General features: G+C 62.9%; 17 protein-coding genes. 9 read left to right on the top strand and 8 right to left on the bottom strand.

What is annotated here, in order from left to right; translation table 11 throughout:
* Window positions 1-144: 144 nt before the first annotated feature.
* A complete protein-coding gene (locus L4X63_RS00175) occupies window positions 145-582 on the bottom strand; it encodes a hypothetical protein (protein ID WP_250676569.1) in 438 nt (145 codons plus the stop codon).
* A 440-nt stretch (window positions 583-1022) separates the two neighbouring features.
* On the opposite strand from L4X63_RS00175, the gene L4X63_RS00170 reads away from it, so the two are divergent.
* Window positions 1023-1892 carry a diacylglycerol/lipid kinase family protein gene (locus L4X63_RS00170; protein ID WP_284694430.1) on the top strand — a complete coding sequence of 290 codons (870 nt, stop codon included), beginning with the start codon at window positions 1023-1025 and terminating at the stop codon, window positions 1890-1892.
* 324 nt (window positions 1893-2216) lie between these two features.
* A complete protein-coding gene (locus L4X63_RS00165; RefSeq protein ID WP_250676567.1) occupies window positions 2217-2939 on the top strand; it encodes a response regulator in 723 nt (240 codons plus the stop codon).
* On the opposite strand, the gene L4X63_RS00160 is transcribed toward L4X63_RS00165, so the two are convergent.
* From L4X63_RS00160 to L4X63_RS00145, 4 genes are all read right to left on the bottom strand, one after another.
* Window positions 2920-3942 (bottom strand): glycosyltransferase, encoded by a 1023-nt coding sequence (locus tag L4X63_RS00160; protein WP_250676566.1) that lies wholly within the window; start codon window positions 3940-3942, stop codon window positions 2920-2922. The two genes, L4X63_RS00165 and L4X63_RS00160, sit on opposite strands and share 20 nt — an antisense overlap.
* 20 nt (window positions 3943-3962) lie before the next feature.
* Window positions 3963-4901: a chemotaxis protein CheV gene (locus L4X63_RS00155; RefSeq protein WP_250676565.1), complete on the bottom strand. Its 939-nt coding sequence runs from the start codon at window positions 4899-4901 to the stop codon at window positions 3963-3965.
* A gap of 224 nt (window positions 4902-5125) precedes the next feature.
* Window positions 5126-7129, bottom strand: a complete 2004-nt coding sequence (locus L4X63_RS00150; RefSeq protein WP_250676564.1) for a molybdopterin oxidoreductase family protein — start codon at window positions 7127-7129, stop codon at window positions 5126-5128.
* Between the two features lie 242 nt (window positions 7130-7371).
* Window positions 7372-7680 carry a cytochrome c3 family protein gene (locus L4X63_RS00145; protein ID WP_250676563.1) on the bottom strand — a complete coding sequence of 103 codons (309 nt, stop codon included), beginning with the start codon at window positions 7678-7680 and terminating at the stop codon, window positions 7372-7374.
* 198 nt (window positions 7681-7878) lie between these two features.
* On the opposite strand from L4X63_RS00145, the gene L4X63_RS00140 reads away from it, so the two are divergent.
* From L4X63_RS00140 to L4X63_RS00130, 3 genes are all read left to right on the top strand, one after another.
* Window positions 7879-8883, top strand: coding sequence for a PilZ-like domain-containing protein (locus L4X63_RS00140; protein ID WP_250676562.1), 1005 nt, complete (start codon window positions 7879-7881; stop codon window positions 8881-8883).
* A gap of 255 nt (window positions 8884-9138) precedes the next feature.
* Complete coding sequence (locus L4X63_RS00135) at window positions 9139-9882, top strand: surface-adhesin E family protein (RefSeq protein ID WP_250676561.1); 744 nt, start codon at window positions 9139-9141, stop codon at window positions 9880-9882.
* 18 nt (window positions 9883-9900) lie between these two features.
* The gene (locus L4X63_RS00130) at window positions 9901-10377 is read left to right on the top strand and encodes a GreA/GreB family elongation factor (protein WP_250676560.1); all 477 of its coding nucleotides are present in this window, start codon (window positions 9901-9903) and stop codon (window positions 10375-10377) included.
* Window positions 10378-10436: 59 nt separating this feature from the next.
* Here the strand turns inward: L4X63_RS00130 and L4X63_RS00125 are convergent, their stop codons facing one another.
* Window positions 10437-11738, bottom strand: coding sequence for a transporter permease (locus L4X63_RS00125; RefSeq protein WP_250676559.1), 1302 nt, complete (start codon window positions 11736-11738; stop codon window positions 10437-10439).
* A 316-nt stretch (window positions 11739-12054) separates the two neighbouring features.
* Here L4X63_RS00125 and L4X63_RS00120 point away from each other — a divergent pair, with 316 nt between their 5' ends.
* Complete coding sequence (locus L4X63_RS00120) at window positions 12055-12735, top strand: PilZ domain-containing protein (RefSeq protein WP_250676558.1); 681 nt, start codon at window positions 12055-12057, stop codon at window positions 12733-12735.
* Window positions 12736-12781: 46 nt separating this feature from the next.
* Window positions 12782-13564: an NRDE family protein gene (locus L4X63_RS00115; protein WP_250676557.1), complete on the top strand. Its 783-nt coding sequence runs from the start codon at window positions 12782-12784 to the stop codon at window positions 13562-13564.
* Window positions 13565-13722: 158 nt separating this feature from the next.
* Here the strand turns inward: L4X63_RS00115 and L4X63_RS00110 are convergent, their stop codons facing one another.
* Both L4X63_RS00110 and L4X63_RS00105 read right to left on the bottom strand, forming a co-directional pair.
* Window positions 13723-14913: a hypothetical protein gene (locus L4X63_RS00110; RefSeq protein ID WP_250676556.1), complete on the bottom strand. Its 1191-nt coding sequence runs from the start codon at window positions 14911-14913 to the stop codon at window positions 13723-13725.
* Window positions 14914-15141: 228 nt separating this feature from the next.
* A complete protein-coding gene (locus tag L4X63_RS00105; protein WP_250676555.1) occupies window positions 15142-15945 on the bottom strand; it encodes an alpha/beta fold hydrolase in 804 nt (267 codons plus the stop codon).
* Between the two features lie 291 nt (window positions 15946-16236).
* On the opposite strand from L4X63_RS00105, the gene L4X63_RS00100 reads away from it, so the two are divergent.
* Window positions 16237-16431, top strand: coding sequence for a ferredoxin (locus L4X63_RS00100; RefSeq protein ID WP_250676554.1), 195 nt, complete (start codon window positions 16237-16239; stop codon window positions 16429-16431).
* Between the two features lie 16 nt (window positions 16432-16447).
* Window positions 16448-17545 (top strand): two-component system sensor histidine kinase NtrB, encoded by a 1098-nt coding sequence (locus L4X63_RS00095; RefSeq protein WP_250676553.1) that lies wholly within the window; start codon window positions 16448-16450, stop codon window positions 17543-17545.
* The last annotated feature ends 29 nt before the right edge of the window (window positions 17546-17574 follow it).

Below are 17574 nucleotides of genomic sequence, written 5' to 3'. Positions count from 1 at the left end.
CCAGCTTTCACCAACACTCTCAATCGCGGAGACCTGGTCCATGCGCTTGGTTGGCAACTTTTCTTCTTTCTCGGCGTCAGATTAAATGGTGGCGGACACGTCGGGTTTTTCAGCCTCTTTAGCTGCCCCACCTTCACCCGAGGATTATTCTTCCTCTGGACAAACCACTCCCGGATCGGAGATTTCGACTGGTTCGATGACGGTGCCATCCATCATTACTACGATGTTGAATGAGTTTGCCATGTCGTTACGGTCTAGGATCGAGATCATGTACTTCCAGCGGTTCTTCACTTTTTTGGAGATCACGCGATCGATCGTAATAGTCCCAAGTGCGAGGTGGCCGATGTCTTTGTTGTGCTTCTTAAGGTAATCTCTTGAGATGGCAATAGCCTTGTGGGGAGGAAGAGGGGCGGGGTCATCGAAGGGATTCCATTGCGGTACCTTGGTGAGGTTCTCCACGGATATCCTGTGCTCGTACCACTTCCCACTCACCATTGACTTTGAAAGCGAGACATAGCTTTGTGCATTGGCTGCGGACGAAAAGAAGACAAAAAACAGAGTCATTATCATTCGAAATTTCATTGTGATCCTTCCTTTTACCTCGCCAACAACTTATTGACCGGAAATTGTTGATATCACACCCGCACCATGCGCGGCGTAAAGTGGGTGATGCCGACTGCTGACGTAACCGGTTGATATACCGCACTCGTGTGGTGGTGAAATGTTCCGTTTGGGGGGATGAGCGGAAAAAACGGTCATCCCGCCAGGGGCGTTTGCATACTTCTCAAGACCCCGGCCTCCCCTCTAATGCCTTACACCTAGCTGGCAAATTAATGCGGACTATATAGAGATCAGGGGGGCTTGTCAAAGGTGAACCTTTGGCAGACGCTATTCATCGCATTTTTTTAAGGATCAGGACTTCCTTCAACATTCAAAGCATAGCTTCTGGGTGATTGTGATTGGGGGGGGAATGGGGTATATAGCTGGGACGGCTTTTTTCTACTCTATGTCTGAGGTGACGCTTGGGACGTCGGTGCTTTGTCATTGTTAATCCTACTTCGGGGAGCTTCTCGCAACCCAAAGTTGATTCCATTATGAACGGACTTAAGCAGGGGGGGATGGAGGCGGAGCTGCTTCCCACTACCTCTGCTCTGGATCCGGCTCTCTTTGCCAAACGGCTCTGCGACGAGGTGGCTGATCCGCTCATCGTGGTGGCGGGGGGGGACGGGACGGTCAACGGGGTCCTCAACGGGCTCACGGCTAAGGCGGCTACGCTGGCGGTGGTGCCTATGGGGACGTCGAACGTGCTGGCCCGGGAACTGAAAATCGCCACGGCGGAGGATGCGGTCGCCCGCATCGTGCGCGGGGATACGCGTCCGGTATCGGTGGGGGAGATCTCGTGCGGGGGGGAGACGAAACGGTTTCTCCTCATGGCCGGGGTCGGGGTGGACGGCGCGGTGGTCGAAGGGGTCCGGCTCGCGGAGAAGAGACGGTTCGGGAAGGGGGCCTACGCGCTGTCGGCGTTCCGGGTGATGCGCGATTGGGACCGCGCAAGCCTCACGGTTACCGGGGGCGGGAGGAGCGTCGAGTGCCATAGCGTGATCGTCTGCAACGCGGTGCGGTATGCGGGGGATTTTCTGCTCGCGCCGCAGGCGGATCTCTTCGCGCCGGGGTTCCAGGTGGTTTGCATCAAGGGGGGGAGAACGGACTACTTCAAGCTCTTTCTGCTGCTGCTCGCGGGGCGGGTTTCCGAGGGGAGCGGGGTGACGGTCTTTTCCGCGGAAGAGGTGGAGATCACGGGGAATAAGGCGGTGCAGTGCGATGGGGATTATTTCGGGTGCGCGCCGCTCAGGATGAGATCGTTGGGGGAATTTATGAGAGTGGTTGTGTAAGAAGGGGGGGGAGCCCATCCTCACCCTGGCCCTCCCCTTGAAGGGGAGGGGACGCGAGGATTTCGGTGGTGGCGGTAGGGACTGGCTTTGGTTAAAATCCCCCCTGTCCCCCCTTCGCAAAGGGGGGGACGACATGCCGGCTTCGTTGCCCGGTCTTGCTTTGGGTGGGAGGGCGGGGGGGGCGGGGCGGACAGGAATAATTTGCGTTGACAAAGGGGCGGCAATATTGGTTAATTGCTGAAATTTTTCGTGTAGTGCTGTTGGCACTGTGAAATTTTGACGAGGTGCTGACGGCTCGCACGTGACAGGAACGGGGGGAGTCAGGTGGCGAAAGCGAAGATACTGCTGGTCGACGACACCAGGCTGGTGCTGGAACTGGAGAAGAGCTTCCTGAAGATCTCGGAGGTGGACGTCTTCACCGCCGCCAACGGGGTCGAGGCGCTGGAGGTCATCCGCAAGGAGGCTCCCGACCTGGTCTTCATGGACATGCACATGCCGGAGATGGACGGGCTCGAGTGTTGCGCCGCCATCAAGGCTGATCCCTTCATCTGCGATACCCCGGTGATCATCCTGACCACCGCCGGCCACGACGAGGACCGCGAGAAGGCCCTCCGGGCCGGGTGCAACGACTTCCTGACCAAACCGGTCCAGCGCCGGGAGTTCCTGGAGATGGCCCGCCGCTACACGAGCACGGTCGACCGCCGCGACGTCCGTCTCCCCTGTCATTTCCCGGTCCTCGTCCTGATCGGCAACAGCTCCCTGAGCGCCAACGCCCTCGACATCAGCGACGGCGGCATCTTCGTGGCGAGCCATCAGAAGGTGCCGTGCGACACGCCGGTCAAGGTGGCCTTCTACCTGGAAGGGGAGAGCCCGCTCCTCTTGGAGGTCAAGGGGCGGGTCGCCTGGCTCAACGAGGAGACCGGCCGGATCAAGTCCACCCTGCCGGGCGGCTTCGGCATCGAGTTCGTCGAACTGGGCGAGGAGGAGGCCCCCCGCCTCAAATCCTACCTGGAGGCCGACGCCGCCATCATCGACGGCACCGCCTGAGGACCAGCCGGAACCAGAGCCGGACCAGCCACGAGGCGGCCAGATCCGCCACCCCATTATCGAGCAACCTCCCCACCAGGCGGTCGTGCAGCGAGAGGAAGATTCCCCCCTTGCCGCCGGCCGCCTTTTTCATGACCACGTCTAAGAAAAACGGGATCTGCCAGGCGTTTAGCCTCACGTAGCGCCCGGTCTTTCTCCAGAGATCCCTCCGCTCCGCCGGCGGCAGCCCGGCAATCCGCATCCGCAGATTCTCCAGCAAAGGGGAAAGATCGAGCCGGCCGGTCCGGTCCTGGCTCCGGTAGGTCTCCCTGAGCGAGTCGATCAGGTCGAGCCTGCCGACGGCGGCCAGGTCCATGAGGATGGCGTTCAGCGTCTGGCGGGGGAGGAGCCCCTCGGCGAGGAAGCGCCGCGGCGAGGTGGCGATGGGGGTGGAGAGCAGGATCCATCGCCCCTGCCGCCGGATCCGCTCCGCCAGGACGTTGTCCTCCATGAGCGGGAGCTCCGGGTCGAAGGGGCCGAGCTCGCGGAAGAGGGGGAGGGGGATCAGGAATCCCTGGTCGCCGTGGGTACACCCCGGGCGGTCGAGGGCCGCCTTTTCGCCGTAAAAGCGGTAGGGGAGCGGCGGTGAACCGGGGAAGGCGAAGGTGAGGGGAAAGTGGCCGGCAACCGGCAGCGGGCTCGTGCGCCCCGCCTGCTCGAGCGCATCGACTCCCTTGCGGAAAGAAAGGGGATCGCCGAAGGCCGAATCGGCGTGCAAAAAGAGGAGCATCCCGCTGCGGGCTTCGGCGGCCCCACGGTTCAGCTGGGCGCCCCGCCCCTTGCTCCCCGTCACCACCTTCACCGGGAAGGGGAGGGAGGGGACGAGCCGGGAGAGTTCGGCGAGGGTGCCGTCGGAAGAGCCGCCGTCGGAGAGGATCACCTCAAAATCGATCGCTTGTTGGAGGGCCAGTTCGTTCAGGAAGGAAGCGATGGCCCGCTCCTCGTTGAAGAGCGGGACCACCACGGAAAGCTCGGGGGGATGGGTCAGTGGACGAGGCTGTCCGCCCGCTCCACCAGGTTGGGAAGGTCCGGCTTGGTCAGGATGTCGTTGGCGCCCAGGTTCTTCCATTTGGCCTTGTTGTCGTCGGTGGCGAGCGAAGAGAAGAGGACCACCGGCATCTCGTCGAGCATCGATTCCTTGCGGATCAGCGCGGTGAGGTGCAGGCCGTCCATGCGCGGCATCTCGATGTCGGTGATCACCAAGTTGAGCAGCTGGGAGATCGGGCTTCCCTGCTGGGCGGCCCGGTCCCGCAGGCTGGTCACCTGCTCCCAGGCGTCCTCGCCGTTCTCGGCCTCCAGCACCTGGTACCCGGCTTCCCGCAGGGAGCTGGAGATGGTGCTGCGGATGAACCTGGAGTCGTCGGCGACCAGGATGGTCTTTTCGCTCCGGTTGAGCGGGGCGTTGGCGAGGAGCTCGTCGCTGGGGCGGGAGAGTGCCTCCCCGAAGGAGAGCTCGCTGACGATCTTCTCGAAGTCGAGGATCAGGATGATCCGGTCCTCCATCTTCACTACGCCGGTTATGTTGGCGTCGTGGATGGCCTTGACCGGCGGCTCCACGTTTTCCCAGGAGATCCGGTAGATGCGGGAGACCGAATGGACGAGCATCCCCACCACGATCCGGTTGAACTCGAGGACGATGACCCGGTCGGCGGCGATGCCGTCGGTGTTCTTGTTGAGCGACCGGGAGAGGTCGATCAGGGTGATGACCTGCTCCCTCAGCTTGATCATCCCGCAGACCGCGGGGTGGGCGTTGACCACCTTGCGCAGGTTCGGCAGCCGGATGATCTCCCGCACCTTGGCGACGTTGACGCCGAAATAGCAGGGAACCACGTTCCCCTTGGCATCGACCTCGTCGATCCTGAACTCCACTATCTCGAGCTCGTTGGTACCGCTTTCGAGAAGGATCTTGCTGTTAGCCTCCATACCGCCCCCCGCTTTCGTGCTTTAATCGCGCTTCCCTTTTCTACATCGGCAGCGGTGAACAAAGCATGAGGGAAAATGTCGGAGGCGCCAGGGGCCTGGCAGCAGAGGGGCGGCCCCCTTTTACGGATCGCGGAGGGAGTGAAGAGGGCGGTGGCCGCGGACTAAGGGCGCGGCTAAGGGGACAGGCACCTGGCGGAGCCAGTCCCCTCCCTCGGGCAGTCTCCTTATTCCGGGCGGACGTCCACCCGGTTGTCGTAGAAGGTGCTCCCTCCCCCCTGGTCGGTCAGCCGCTGGGAGGTGAGGGCGTTCACCGAGCGGTTCCCCGGGGCATGGGCGATCCACCAGACACCCTCGGCCACCACCACGCCGGGAGGGACGCGGTCGGTGGCGTCCAGGAAGAAGGGGACCTCGCCGAGCTCGTTGAAGGCGACCACCCGCTCCCCGTGCTTGAGGCCGCGGGCGTCGGCGTCGGAAGGATTCATCTGCAGGCGCATTCCCCCCTGCTTCTCCCGCAGGTCCGGCTGGTCGTAGAAGGTGGCGTTGAGCGCGAACGGGTTGGGGGCGGTCATCAGCCGGAAGGGGAGTTTCCCCTCCTCCTCGTGGGTCGGAAGGTAGCAGGGGAGCGGCTCCGGCAGGCTCCGGTTGAGGATCTCGATCTTCCCGGAGCGGGTGAGATACCCGCCGTCCCGATTGACGGTCAGCTCCACTCCCTTCCCCTCGGCGAGGGCGCGGGTGTCGATCCCCTCCCTCATCGGCGACGGAAGCGCCAGCAGGCGGTCGATCAATTCGTCGGCGGTCAGGGTGAAGGGCTCCTCCTCGAAGCCCAGGGCCTTGGCCAGCAGGGAGAAGACCTCCCAGTTGGACTTGCTCTCCCCCACCGGGTCGACGGCGGCGCGGGCCCTTTGGATGCAGTAGGTCCCGTAGGCGCGGTAGATGTCGCTGTGTTCAAGCGACGAGGTGGCGGGGAGGACGATGTCGGCGTAGCGGGCGGTGTCGGTCAGGAAGCGCTCGTGGACCACGGTGAAGAGGTCGTCGCGGGAAAGCCCCCTGAGGACCGCGTTCTGGTCCGGGGTCACCGCCGCCGGGTTCGAGTGGTAGACGTAGAGGCTCATCACGGGGGGATTGTTCAGCGTGTTCAGCGCCTCCCCGAGCCGGTTCATGTTGACGATGCGGGTGGGGGTGGTGACGAAGTCCTCGCGCAGGACGTGCTCCATGGCGAAGGCGCCGCCGGTGGAGGTGTCGGGGAAGGCTCCGCCCCCCTCGCGCTCCCAGGCTCCCACGAGCGCGGGAAGGCAGGCGATGCAGCGTACCGTCATGGCGCCGTTGCCGTAGCGGGACAGCCCGCTCCCGATCCGGATGAAGGGCGCCTTGGCCGCCGCGTACCTGCGGGCCAGCTCCTCGATGGTGGCGACGGGAAGTCCGGTGAGCCGGGATGCCTCGTCAAGGGTGAAGGTGCCGAGCACCTCGCGCCGGAACTCCCGGTAGCCGAGGACGCTCTCTGCCACAAACGGCTCGTTCACGAGCCCCTCGCGGGCAAGGACGTGCATGATGCCGAGGGCGAGCGCCGCGTCGCTGCCGGGACGGACCAGGATGGTGCGGTCGGCGGCGGCCGCGGTCGGGGTCCGGTAGGTGTCGATCAGCCAGACCTCGCCTCCCCGCTGCTTGACCTCACGGACCGCGTTGAGGAAATGGATGCTGGTGGCGGCGGCGTTGATCCCCCAGAGGATGAGGAGATCGCTCTTACCCGCGCTGTCGGGGTGCGGGGTCGGCGTCTTTCCCATGACCGCCTGCCATCCCGCCCCCTTGGCGGGTGAGCAGATGGTGCGGTCCAGGCGGGAGGCCCCTAGCCGGTGGAAGAAGGGGTGCCCGGCGTTCCGCTGCACGACCCCCATGGTCCCGGCGTAGGAGTAGGGGAGGATCGCCTCGGCGCCGTGGGTGGCGATGATCTCCTTCCAGCGCCCGGCGATGGCCGCCACCGCTTCGTCCCAGGAGATGGGGGCGAATTCGCCGGAACCCTTGGCTCCGGTTCTTTTGAGCGGGGTGGTAAGCCGCAGCGGCGAATGCACGCTCTTCTCGTAGTGGAGCATCTTCGGACAGAGGGAGCCGCGGGTGTACGGGTGCTCGGGATCTCCTTTGACCGCCACGGCTCGCCCTCCCTCGACCTCGACCAACAGGCCGCAGGTGTCCGGGCAGTCGAACGGGCAGACCGATCTCTTGGTAACGCTCATGGCAATACTCTCCTTGCGTCGCTCTATTAATCAGGGATTGTTCGATTTCGGGAGATGGACACCGCCGTCCTGTCCGGCTGGCGGCGGATCGTTTCCGCGGGGGCCGGAGCGGGCCGGCTGAAAGGATCGAGGAGGGGGAACTGCTCAACTCCTGCCGTCAGCGGCGCCTTCAACTGGCGCGCCCCTTCGGCAGGGTGCGCGCCCCGGCTACTATAGCAGAGCCGGGGCGCATTCCGAAAGATTTACTTCTTGTGGCACTTGGCGCAGTTGCCCATTGCTTTGAAGGCTTTCTTGCCGTTGTGGCACACACCGCAGTACTTGCCGGCGTAGATGTCCGACATCTTGAACACATCGGCTCCTTTTTTCATCTTGAAAATCTTGGTGTGGCAGTCGGCGCACTTCAATCCTTTTTTGGCGTGGACGTCGCCGCTGAACACCACCTTGCCGTTCGGGGTCTGCCACTCCACCGTCTTGCCCGGGGGAACCGCCAGGGCGCTCGTTGCCGCCAGTACCAGGATAAGAGCCGCTGCTGCCTTCGCCACATTTTTCATGATGAATACCTCCCTAGTTGAATTAAATGAGAAAACTTGGACCATCCTGTGATAGCACAGGCTCGGGAACTGTCAAGGGCTTTCCTTCATGAAAATGGCATCGAAGGCCCCTTTTCTTCCGGTAACCTGTTGCAATCACGCCGTAGTGCAGTTTAATGATATGGACGTTGCCGCTGTTATTATGAGCAGGGAGCAGTCATGGTGGAGAATTACTACGACGCCTACCGCGAATTCCTGAACCCCGGGTCCCGCATCGAGGTCGGCATTCCGCTCTCCGGTGGCGGGGTGTTCCGCGAGTGGGCGGTGGTGGGGGAGTTCGAGGGGGACGAGCTGCAGGTCCAGATCTCCCGCGACGTCCTCCCGGCCGAAGTACACATCGACCAGGGGTACATCCTCGACGTCAGCATCCGGATCAAAAACGAGCACTACACCTGCAGCGGGATCATCACGGACAAGCAGAGCCAGAAGGTGCTGCGGATACGGCTCTTCGGCCCCTTCACTCTCAAGGAGCGGCGTCAGTTCTTCCGGATCAACCTCGACCTGCGGATCAAGTACGCCTTCATCAAGGAGGCCGCCTACAGCTCCGTCGAGGCCGACTGGAAGCAGCGCCGCGAGATCGAGCAGATGAAGTTCCAGGGGTTCGACGAGGTGGTCATCGCCGCCCACCGAGCCCGTTACCGTCCCACCGTTCCGCTCGAGTGGCGCGACCTGCCTCACTGGGAGATCAACCTCGGCGGCGGAGGGCTCGCCTTTCTCCTCGGCCACCACGCCTATCCGGACGACCTGGTGGCGATGGAGATCCACCTCCCGCTGGCGCCTCCCCGGCTGATTCACACGGTGGCCCGGGTCATTCACGTGATACCCGCCAAGGTCAGGGGGAAGGCCGGGTGCCGGGCCGGGATGTCGTTCGCCATGCTGGCCGAGCACGACCGCGACCTGCTGTTCCAGCACATCTCCGCCACCCAGATGGAGTTTTTACGCAACCGCGCCGACCGCCGCGAGTTCGGATTTTCCGAGCCGCCCCCTCCCGAGCCGCTCACCACCCGCGAGAAGGTGCTGCGGGGGATCCTCGTCGCGGTCGTCTTCCTGGTGACCGTGTACCTAGTACGCCAGCTCGCAAATTACGTCAAGCAGGGCTCCCCCAACGAAATCCAGCAGACCTACCAGAAATCCCTCAAGCAGTACCGCCACGAAGACCACTAGAAGTCCCTCAAGTAGGATGACCGTGGAAACCATCGCGTTTCGTTCCTCAACACGACCTACGCTGCTTGTCATCACGTCCCCCCCTTTGAAAAAGGGGGGACAGGGGGGATTTATGGCGCTGGCAACGGCGGAAATCCCCCTAAATCCCCCTTTTCCAAAGGGGGACTTTCAAGAGCGGAGGTTGCGTTCACCACCAAAGTGGTCTATCATGAGCCCGGCATAAGCCCCTGCTTCATTGGCCCACAGGAGGGTGGCATGAACGTCCGGACGATTATGTTGTCGATGTTGTTGCTGATGGCGTGGAGTGGTCTGACCTACGGGGAGGATCGCTGGTACAACTTTGCCGAGGACGGCGATCTCAAGTACTACCTGGACCGCAAGTCGGTCCACCCGCTTCCCGACAACGTCTACGTCTTCTGGATCAAGTCGGTGGCCAAGGACAAGGAGTACTACCGCAGGGAGTACAACGTCTCCAACCTCGCCTACATCCTGACCAACTACGAGCTGGACTGCGCGGTTTCGAGTTACCGGGTGCGCGGCACCATCATGTTCGACAAGGGGAGAAGGGAGCTCGGCAAGACGCTCGCCTCGGGCGAGCCGGTCTTCGAACCGGTCCCCCCCGAGTCGGTTTTGGAGATGGCCCAAGACGAGATCTGCACGGGCGAGCAGAACGCCTCCGGCGAACCGGAGGAAGAAGAGCACGGCGCCGCCAAGGCCGCGCGCCCCGCGTCGCCTCCTCCTACCCTCTCCTCCGAGGACGCGGCGGCGAATCCTCCGCCGTCCATCTCGCCGGACGGTGGCGTGCTCGGGGCTTCCGTGCCCCAGCCGACTCCGCCGGCGGCCAATCCCGAGACCGCGCTCCCGGCCGATCTTCCGGCGGCCCCGGCGGGCGGCGGGCAGGTTCCTCCGGCGGTGGCCGAAGGGGCGGGAAACGAGCCGGCTGCGGTTCCGGCAATCCCGCCCGCAGCACCGGTCCAGCCTCCCGGCGAAACGAAATAACGGAGTAACAGCCAAACGATGACCAACATGATCAGCGCCGAAGGGCGCAAGAAATTGCAGGAACGCTACGACTATCTCTGGGAGAACGAACGCCCCCGGATGGTGAAGAACATGGCGGACGCCGCCGCCGAAGGGGACCGCTCCGAGAACGCGGAATATATCTATTCCAAGAAGCGGCTGAGGGAGATCGACCGGGAACTGAAGCACCTGGGGGACCGGCTGAAGGTGGTGAAGGTGGTGTATCCGCCGCTCAACCCCACCTCGGTCAGCTTCGGCTGCTGGGTAACCTACGAGGACGAGAACGGCGACGAGCGCTGCTACCAGCTGGTGGGGCCCGACGAGTTCGACGTGAGCCTCGGGAGGATCAGCGTCGACTCCCCGGTGGGCAAAGCCTTGTTGGGGAAGAAGGTTGACGACGAGGTGACCGTGAAACGTCCCGCCGGCGACCTCTCCGTGGTCATCACCGCCGTCACCTCGAGCAAGCCGGGAAAGTGAACTAATCCCCCATCCTCACCCCGACCCTCTCCTTGAAGGGGAGGGAGAAGGCTTTGGGGTCAGGCGAAGAAGACGCTGAAGAGGATGAGCAGGGTGATCTGGCAGGTGGCCACCAGCCAGCCGTTTCTGATCATGGATTTAAGGTCCTCGGACTCGGCGAAGCCGAGCGAGCTCACCATGTTGGCCCCGGGGAAGACGAAATTGTTGACCCGGGTGGCGACCACCAGGGCGAGCGACCAGGCGAGCATCGAGACGGCGTAGCGGGATAAAAGCGGGTTGAACATCTCGTGCAGTAGCTTCAGGGTGGCCACCGTCGCTCCGCTGATCCCGAAGGCTCCCAATAGCCCCCCGGTGATGACGATCACCGGCTTTCCCCCCAACTCCATCATCGGCCTGATCAGTTTCGCCAGGGCCGCGAATCCCCCCGCCTGCTGAACGAACACGATGAACGGGTCGAGGAGCAGGAAGAGAAGGAACAGCCCGACGTTCCCCGCCATCCCCTTGATCACCAGCCTCAGGATCTCATCCAGCTTCAGTCCCCCCACCAGCCCGGTTACCAGCGAAAGTCCCAGCATGATGACGATGACGAAGGAGGTCGGCGCCTTGACCGCCATGCCGTAGACGACGGCGGCCAGGAAACAGCCGGCGAAGGCCAGCGTCGCGCGGCGGCTTTGCCTGGTGGGGTGGAAGAGCTCGATCCCTTCCGGTTTCTCGTAGGGGTGGATGTCCTTGGTCTGGCGCTGGATGCGGCGGACCATGAACCAGGTCGCGGTGATGGTTACCAGGGCGACCGGGCCGGAGACGAAGAGGAGCATGGCCCCGTAGGATATCTTGGTCAGCCCGAGCAGGGTGATGACGGGAGGGGTGAAGGGGCCGAGGATCAGCGCCTCCTCGCCGACCGCCTGGAAGACGATGGCGACCGTGCTCCGGGAGAGGCCGACGGCGGCGGCGATGGGGAGCACGATGGGGGCGATGATCGCGTTCCCCCCGGCCATGGTGCCGAGCAGGCCGACGATGGTGAGACAGGCGAGCATGATGCCGGCGATCGCCTTGTTCTCGGTGTCGACCCCGACGGTGAAGATGATGCGGTGGACGATGGTGTGGGAAACTTTGGTGGCGCTTAGCACCTCGCCGAGCCCCCGGCCGAGCATGATGATGAGGCCGACCAGGGCGAGGAAGGAGCTCATGCTGTTGGCGAGGGCGGCGGCGAAGGAGAGGGCGCTCTGGTGGCTGAGGATGGCTCCGAGGATCACGGAGATGACGGTGGCGGTGAGGATCTCCACGTCGCGGAAAACCAGCACCACGTAGACAAGAAGCGGCAGGAGCCCCAAAAGCCCCATCCAAAGCTGCTGATCGAACATCGCTACTCCGTTCCTTTACCGGCCTCGACCGTCCGTGTTCGCCTCCATCGGACGGTTAACCGTTGATACCATCCCTTTCCCGATCAAGGCAAGTATAAGGTGGGAGTAAGGCTTTATCCTAGCCGGAACTCCTTCAGTTAACGGCCGTGGTGCCGATGTGGGATGAATGGGTACCTGCCCCCGGCATCGAACGGTGAGGGTGCCGACATGACGATTGACCTTCCAGAGTCAGACGCTATAGTGTAGCAGGTCGTCGCGGCGGAAGGCCTTTGATCCGGAACCACAGGACATAGTAGAGACAGGACAGAAGACGCCGATGGAAAATCTCAGGGTGCTGATTGTAGTGAATGACGCTGAGGCGGGGAGTGCGTACGAAAAGGCCCTCGCCGAAATCGGCGTCATGTGTGATATCGCGGCCTCGTTCAACGAGATGGCCGCGATCGCGATGGATCGTCCCATCAACGGATTGCTGGTAGACATCCTCACCCTGGTTCGTTGCAGCAAGGAAGAGAAGCAGGTCGCCTATGAGTGTTTCAACATCTTCCCCATCCTGAGGGTCAAGTGGGACAAGAAGCACAGGAAGATCGCCCTGAGTCCTCTCGAGCAGACCTTTTCCCCCGATGCCGGTTCCGTCCTTAACTATTTCATCGAAAGCAGGTGCCGTGCCTTTCCGGCCAGGTGTCTTCGCCGCCACAAGAGGCGGGAGGTCGTTCTCAACGTCCTCGTCTCCGCCGATGCCGGGTTCGTCGAGGCCACCAAGTCGTTCTGCGTCAACATCTCCCAGGGGGGGATCTATCTCCACTCCATGCAGGAGCTTCACGAGGGGGACAAGATCTGGCTCCGCTTCACCGAGTTCAGGGACCAGACCCCCATTCCCGCCACTGTCCGCTGGTCGCACCCGTGGGGGATTTCACGGAGTATTCCCGGCGCCGGGGTGAGCTTCGACAGCGTAACCGACGCGCAGCAGAAATCCATCAACTCCATTCTCAACTTTTGACCCTGGCGTAGAGCTGCCGGGGGAACGCTAACGAGACCTACTCCCGATGTGTACCCTCCTGATCGCCTGCTCAGCCCATCCCCGCTATCCGCTGGTGATAGCCGCCAACCGCGACGAGTTTTACGACCGACCGACCGCCGCGGCTTCATCTTGGCAAGACGCCCCCGGTCTCTTCGGAGGGCGTGATCTCCTCCATGGGGGAACCTGGCTCGGGGTGACCGAGACCGGCCGGATCGCCGCCCTTACCAACTATCGCCAGCCGCACACGCACCCGCCCGACGCGCCGACCCGGGGAAAGCTGGTCTCCGGTTTCCTCGCCGGGGAGAAGGGGGCGGAACGGTACCTCGACGAGCTGCACGCCGCCGGGCTTCCCTATTGCGGCTTCAACCTCGTGGTGGGAGAGGTTGGGAGCCTCTATCACTATTCGAACAAGAGCGGCCTGGTCACTCCTCTTACCTCCGGCATCTTCGGGATCAGCAATCGCCTGCTGGATACTCCCTGGCCGAAGGTGGAGCGGGGGAAGGCGGGGCTACAGAGGGTGCTCGCGGGGGAGGATCCTTCAGCGGAGGAGCTCTTCGCCGTGCTGGCCGACGGGACCAAGGCTCCCGACGAGGAGTTGCCGGACACCGGGGTGGGGCTCGAATGGGAGCGGCTGCTATCGTCGATCTTCATCGAAAGCGAGCGCTACGGGACCCGCTGTTCCACGGTGATCATGGTGGACAGCGATCTGCAGGCGCTCTTCGTGGAGCGAACCTTCAACGGCGGCGGAGTCTCAGAGGTAAAGCGGGAGTTCGACTGGTCCGGGAGGACTGAAGGGAAGGGAGATTAGGACCAAAGAAGAAGCAGGGCCCCCCCTTGTCAAAGGGGGGACAGGGGGGGATTTGCCCCTCTGAGAGAGACAATGCCTATCAGCCGAAAAGAAAAAGGCGGCTCCCTTGCTGATTAACCAGCGGGAGCCGCCTTTTAAGTTTTAAAACCCAGCCGAACCTACTGGTACTGGATGTAGATCGGCTTCGGATTAAGTTTGAGCACCTCGGCGGGAGTCAGCAGCGCGTCGCCCTTCTTGGTGTCGTTGTGGTAGAAGAGTTTGAAGCCCGTCAGCTCCACCGGCTCGGAGACGATGTAGTCCTTGTAGGAATCGCGCTTGAGCCACGGTGCGCCCCAGCCGTCCATGTTCATGACGATCTGGACCTCCGGCCGCAGCGCGATGTTGCGGTAGTTGGTGACGCCGTTGCGGGTGAAGCGGTGGACGATCAGCACCTTGGGCGGAAGGTTGTACTTCTTGACGATGTCCTTCAGGTAGTTCGACGCGTAGTTGATGTCGGAGGCGTCGTAGGTGCCGATCTTGCTCCCCGGGCGCGCCTTGCTCTTGATCAGGTTGAACTCGGGGTCCATCCCGAGGTGGACGTCGGGGTTCTTGAGCAGCCACTCGAAGCGCGGCAGCACGGCGCGGATATTGTCGTGGCCGGTCTGGATGTCGATGAACAGGATGGCCCCGGCCTCCTTGGCCCAGCTGTAGACATCGTTGATGACTTTGTCCGGCATCACCATCCGGTAGAGCCCCGCCTTGCCCGGGTCGCCCTGGGCCACTACGGCGATCAGGTGCAGGGCCGGTTGGACCGGGTGGGAGGGGTCGGCGGCCTGCCAGCGGCTCGCTTCGCGCTTGAGGCGCTGCAGCATCTCCGGCTTCGGGTATTCGCCGAGCGCACCCATCCTCTTGGAGAGCGGATTGCCGTAGTAGGCAACGATCCTCTTCTGGGGAAGGAGGGAGCCCGGAAGCGGTGCGGGGAATTTCACCGGCCATCCCTTGCGGGCGGCGAAGTCGGGGTCCTCACCGGCGCGGTACTTGATGGAGGGGGTCGCCTGCTCGGCGCCCTTGGCCCCTTTACCTTTGGGCTTCTTGGTGCCCTGCTTGGCGCTGGTGGCGTTGGCCATGGCGGCTGCGCCGGCGGCTACTGCCGGTTGGCCGGTGGCAGAGGTGGCGGCCGGATTGGGGGCCGCTGCTTTGGCGGAGCTCGGGCTGTCCTGCTTGACCGCCTCGGCGGGGGCCATAAGCTGCTGGGCTGCCGCTGCCTTCTTCTCTTCCTTGCAGCCGGTCAGGACCAGCGGGCAGGCGAGAATGGCGAGCAGCAGCACGGATATCGACTGGTAATGACGGGGCGCGCACAGGTGCTTCACAGGTTACTCCTTACATGGTGATAGATGCGCACACAGGCCATGGCCTGCCGGGAATACCGCCTGCCCGTGCCGCCTGGGGTCCGCATGAATGGTGTACTTTCAGGTGATGATGCAGTGGCCAACCGACTTCAGCGTGGTGAGGATAAGCGGTACGTCAGCGTAGTGGTGGGCGATTTCCAGCGGTAATGTACCCTGTTTGGATCGATTCTGTCAATAAATGACGATTTATTACTCCTCCGGCCGCGCCGAGAGGCTCTCTATGATGACCGGGTTCACCCGGTCCGGGTCGTTAACCGGGCCCATGTGGCCGGTATCGACCTCCAGCAGACGGCAGGCCGGGACCCCGTCGGCCAGCAGATGGGCGACCCTGAGGGCGGTGGGGCGGCTCGATCTTCCGGCGATGACGGTGACCGGCATAGGGAGCTCACGGTAGTCGCCGATCGTGAAGGGGGTCCCGGTAATGGCGTGGAAATCGAAGACCAGCTTTTCCGCCCGTGCCACGAAGTCGTTGCGCACCCGGGGCGGGAAGCCGGCGAAGGTGCCGGGGGCGCCCCAGTAGTCGACGAAGGTCTCCACCGCTTCTTGCGGCTTCCCGGCGGCAACCAGATCCCGCATACGCAGCATGAAGTCGCGGGATCCGGTCAGCGCGGGATCCCCCTCGGGGAGGAGGTGGAAGGAGACCGGCTCGAAGACGGTGAGACCGGAGACCCGTTCGGGAAAGAGGTGGCTGAAGCAAAGGGCCGCCGCTCCGCCGTAGGAGTGCCCGACAAGCTGGAAGCGCTCTCCCGGCACGAGCTCGTCCGCCAGCGCCCGCACGAGCTCCGCTTCGTCTGCCAGGGTGAAGTTCCCGGCAGCAACGGCCGGCATCGGGGTGTCGCCGTACCCGTAGAGGTCGAGGGCGATCACCCGGTGGCTCCCCTGGAGCAGGGAGGCGAGCGCCCGCCACTGGTTCTTGGAGCTGAGGGTGCAGTGAAGAAGGATCACCGCCGGGCCGTCGCCGGCGCTGAAATAGGACGGCAGTAACTTGTTCATGGAGCCTCCCTGGATGAACTACACCAATACCTGCCGGTACGGGTAAAAGCAAGTAATACCAGGTTGACTTCTTCACCCCATCCTCACCCCAGCCCTCCCCTTGAAGGGGAGGGAGAGCCGGTCGAGGAGGGGACGAGGGGGGGAGGGACAGGGTGAGGATGGGGGGGAGGAAGAGGGAGCTTCGAGGCGTGCGGGATCACTGAAAAAATTTAGTTCATGCCTGAACGATTTGCGGTATAGTGTCCTCCTTGTGTATACACACAAAGCTTCGTGAAGTGGAAGGGAGCATTCGTGGCTAGAAAACCTTGGGTCGACCAGGATGAATGTATCAGTTGCGGGATCTGCATGAAGAACTGTCCGGAAGTTTTCCGTTTCAATCCCCAGCGAAAATCGGAAGTCTATAATCCTGATGGTGCTTCGGAAGAGGATATACAGACCAAGGCCATCGATCTTTGTCCGGTTTCCTGTATCTCCTGGACCGAATAGGCGTACCGGGAGCGCTATGAAGCGATCGGAGATCCTCAGAGTCGTCGCCCTGCTTGTCTGCGTGGTCGGGATCAGTCTCCTGCACTACCTGACCCCGCTCAGGCTCGCAATGCTGCACGACATCTTCCAGCGTCTCTACTACATCCCGATCATCCTTTCCGCCTACTGGTTCGGGTTCCGCGGGGGGATCGGATGCGCGATCCTGGTCACCATCTGCTACGCGCCGCACATCCTTTTCCAGTGGGGCGGCCACCTCGCCATGGAGATGGAGAAGTACCTCGAGGTGATCCTCTATAACGTGGTCGGGGGAATCACCGGCATGCTGTCGCAGCAGGAACGCTCCCGCCGCGAGCAGCTGGAAGAGACCGCCAAGGGGCTCGAAGCCTCCTACCAGCAGTTGCAGAGCCAATCCGACCTCATCATCCAGATCGAAGAGCAGTTGCGCCGTGCCGAGCGTCTCTCCGCCCTGGGGGAGCTTTCCGCCATGCTCGCCCACGAGATCCGCAACCCGCTCGCTTCCATCCGCGGCACCGCCGAGATCCTCATGGAGGGAGGCGCCTCCGACGAAAACCGGGTCGAGTTCCTCGACATCCTGGTGAAGGAATCGGACCGGCTGAACGGCGTGGTGGAAGATTTTCTCCGCCTGGCCCGGCCGGAGCCGACCGGCAAGGGGCCCTGCAACATCAACGGCGAACTCTCCAACATCGTTACCCTCCTCTCCGCCGAGGCCCGTTCCCGCAGGGTCTCCATCGAGTTCCATCCCTCCGCCGTCCCGGAGGTGACCGCCGACGGGCAAAAGCTTCGCCAGGCCTTCATGAACCTCATCCTCAACGGTATCCAGGCCGCGCCCGCCGGCGGCAAGGTCACCATCACTACCTTCTTTTCCGGGGACCGCAACTCGGTCGACATCCGTTTCTGCGACAACGGTCCCGGTATCCCCCCCGAAACGCTCCCGCAGATCTTCGAGCCTTTCTTCACCACCAAGGGAAACGGTACCGGGCTGGGGCTCCCCATCACCAGGAAGATCATCGAGGGGCATGGCGGCACCATCGTCGCCGAAAACGTCCCCGGCAACGGTGCCTGTTTCAGAATTTCCCTTCCGCTTAGCCATTAATAAACGCCAGCCCCGCTTGCATGGGCTCC

Source organism: Geomonas sp. Red32 (assembly GCF_023652955.1).
Classification (GTDB): domain Bacteria; phylum Desulfobacterota; class Desulfuromonadia; order Geobacterales; family Geobacteraceae; genus Geomonas.
Note: the sequence above shows the minus strand (reverse complement) of the source record. Positions and strands in the feature narration are given on the sequence as shown.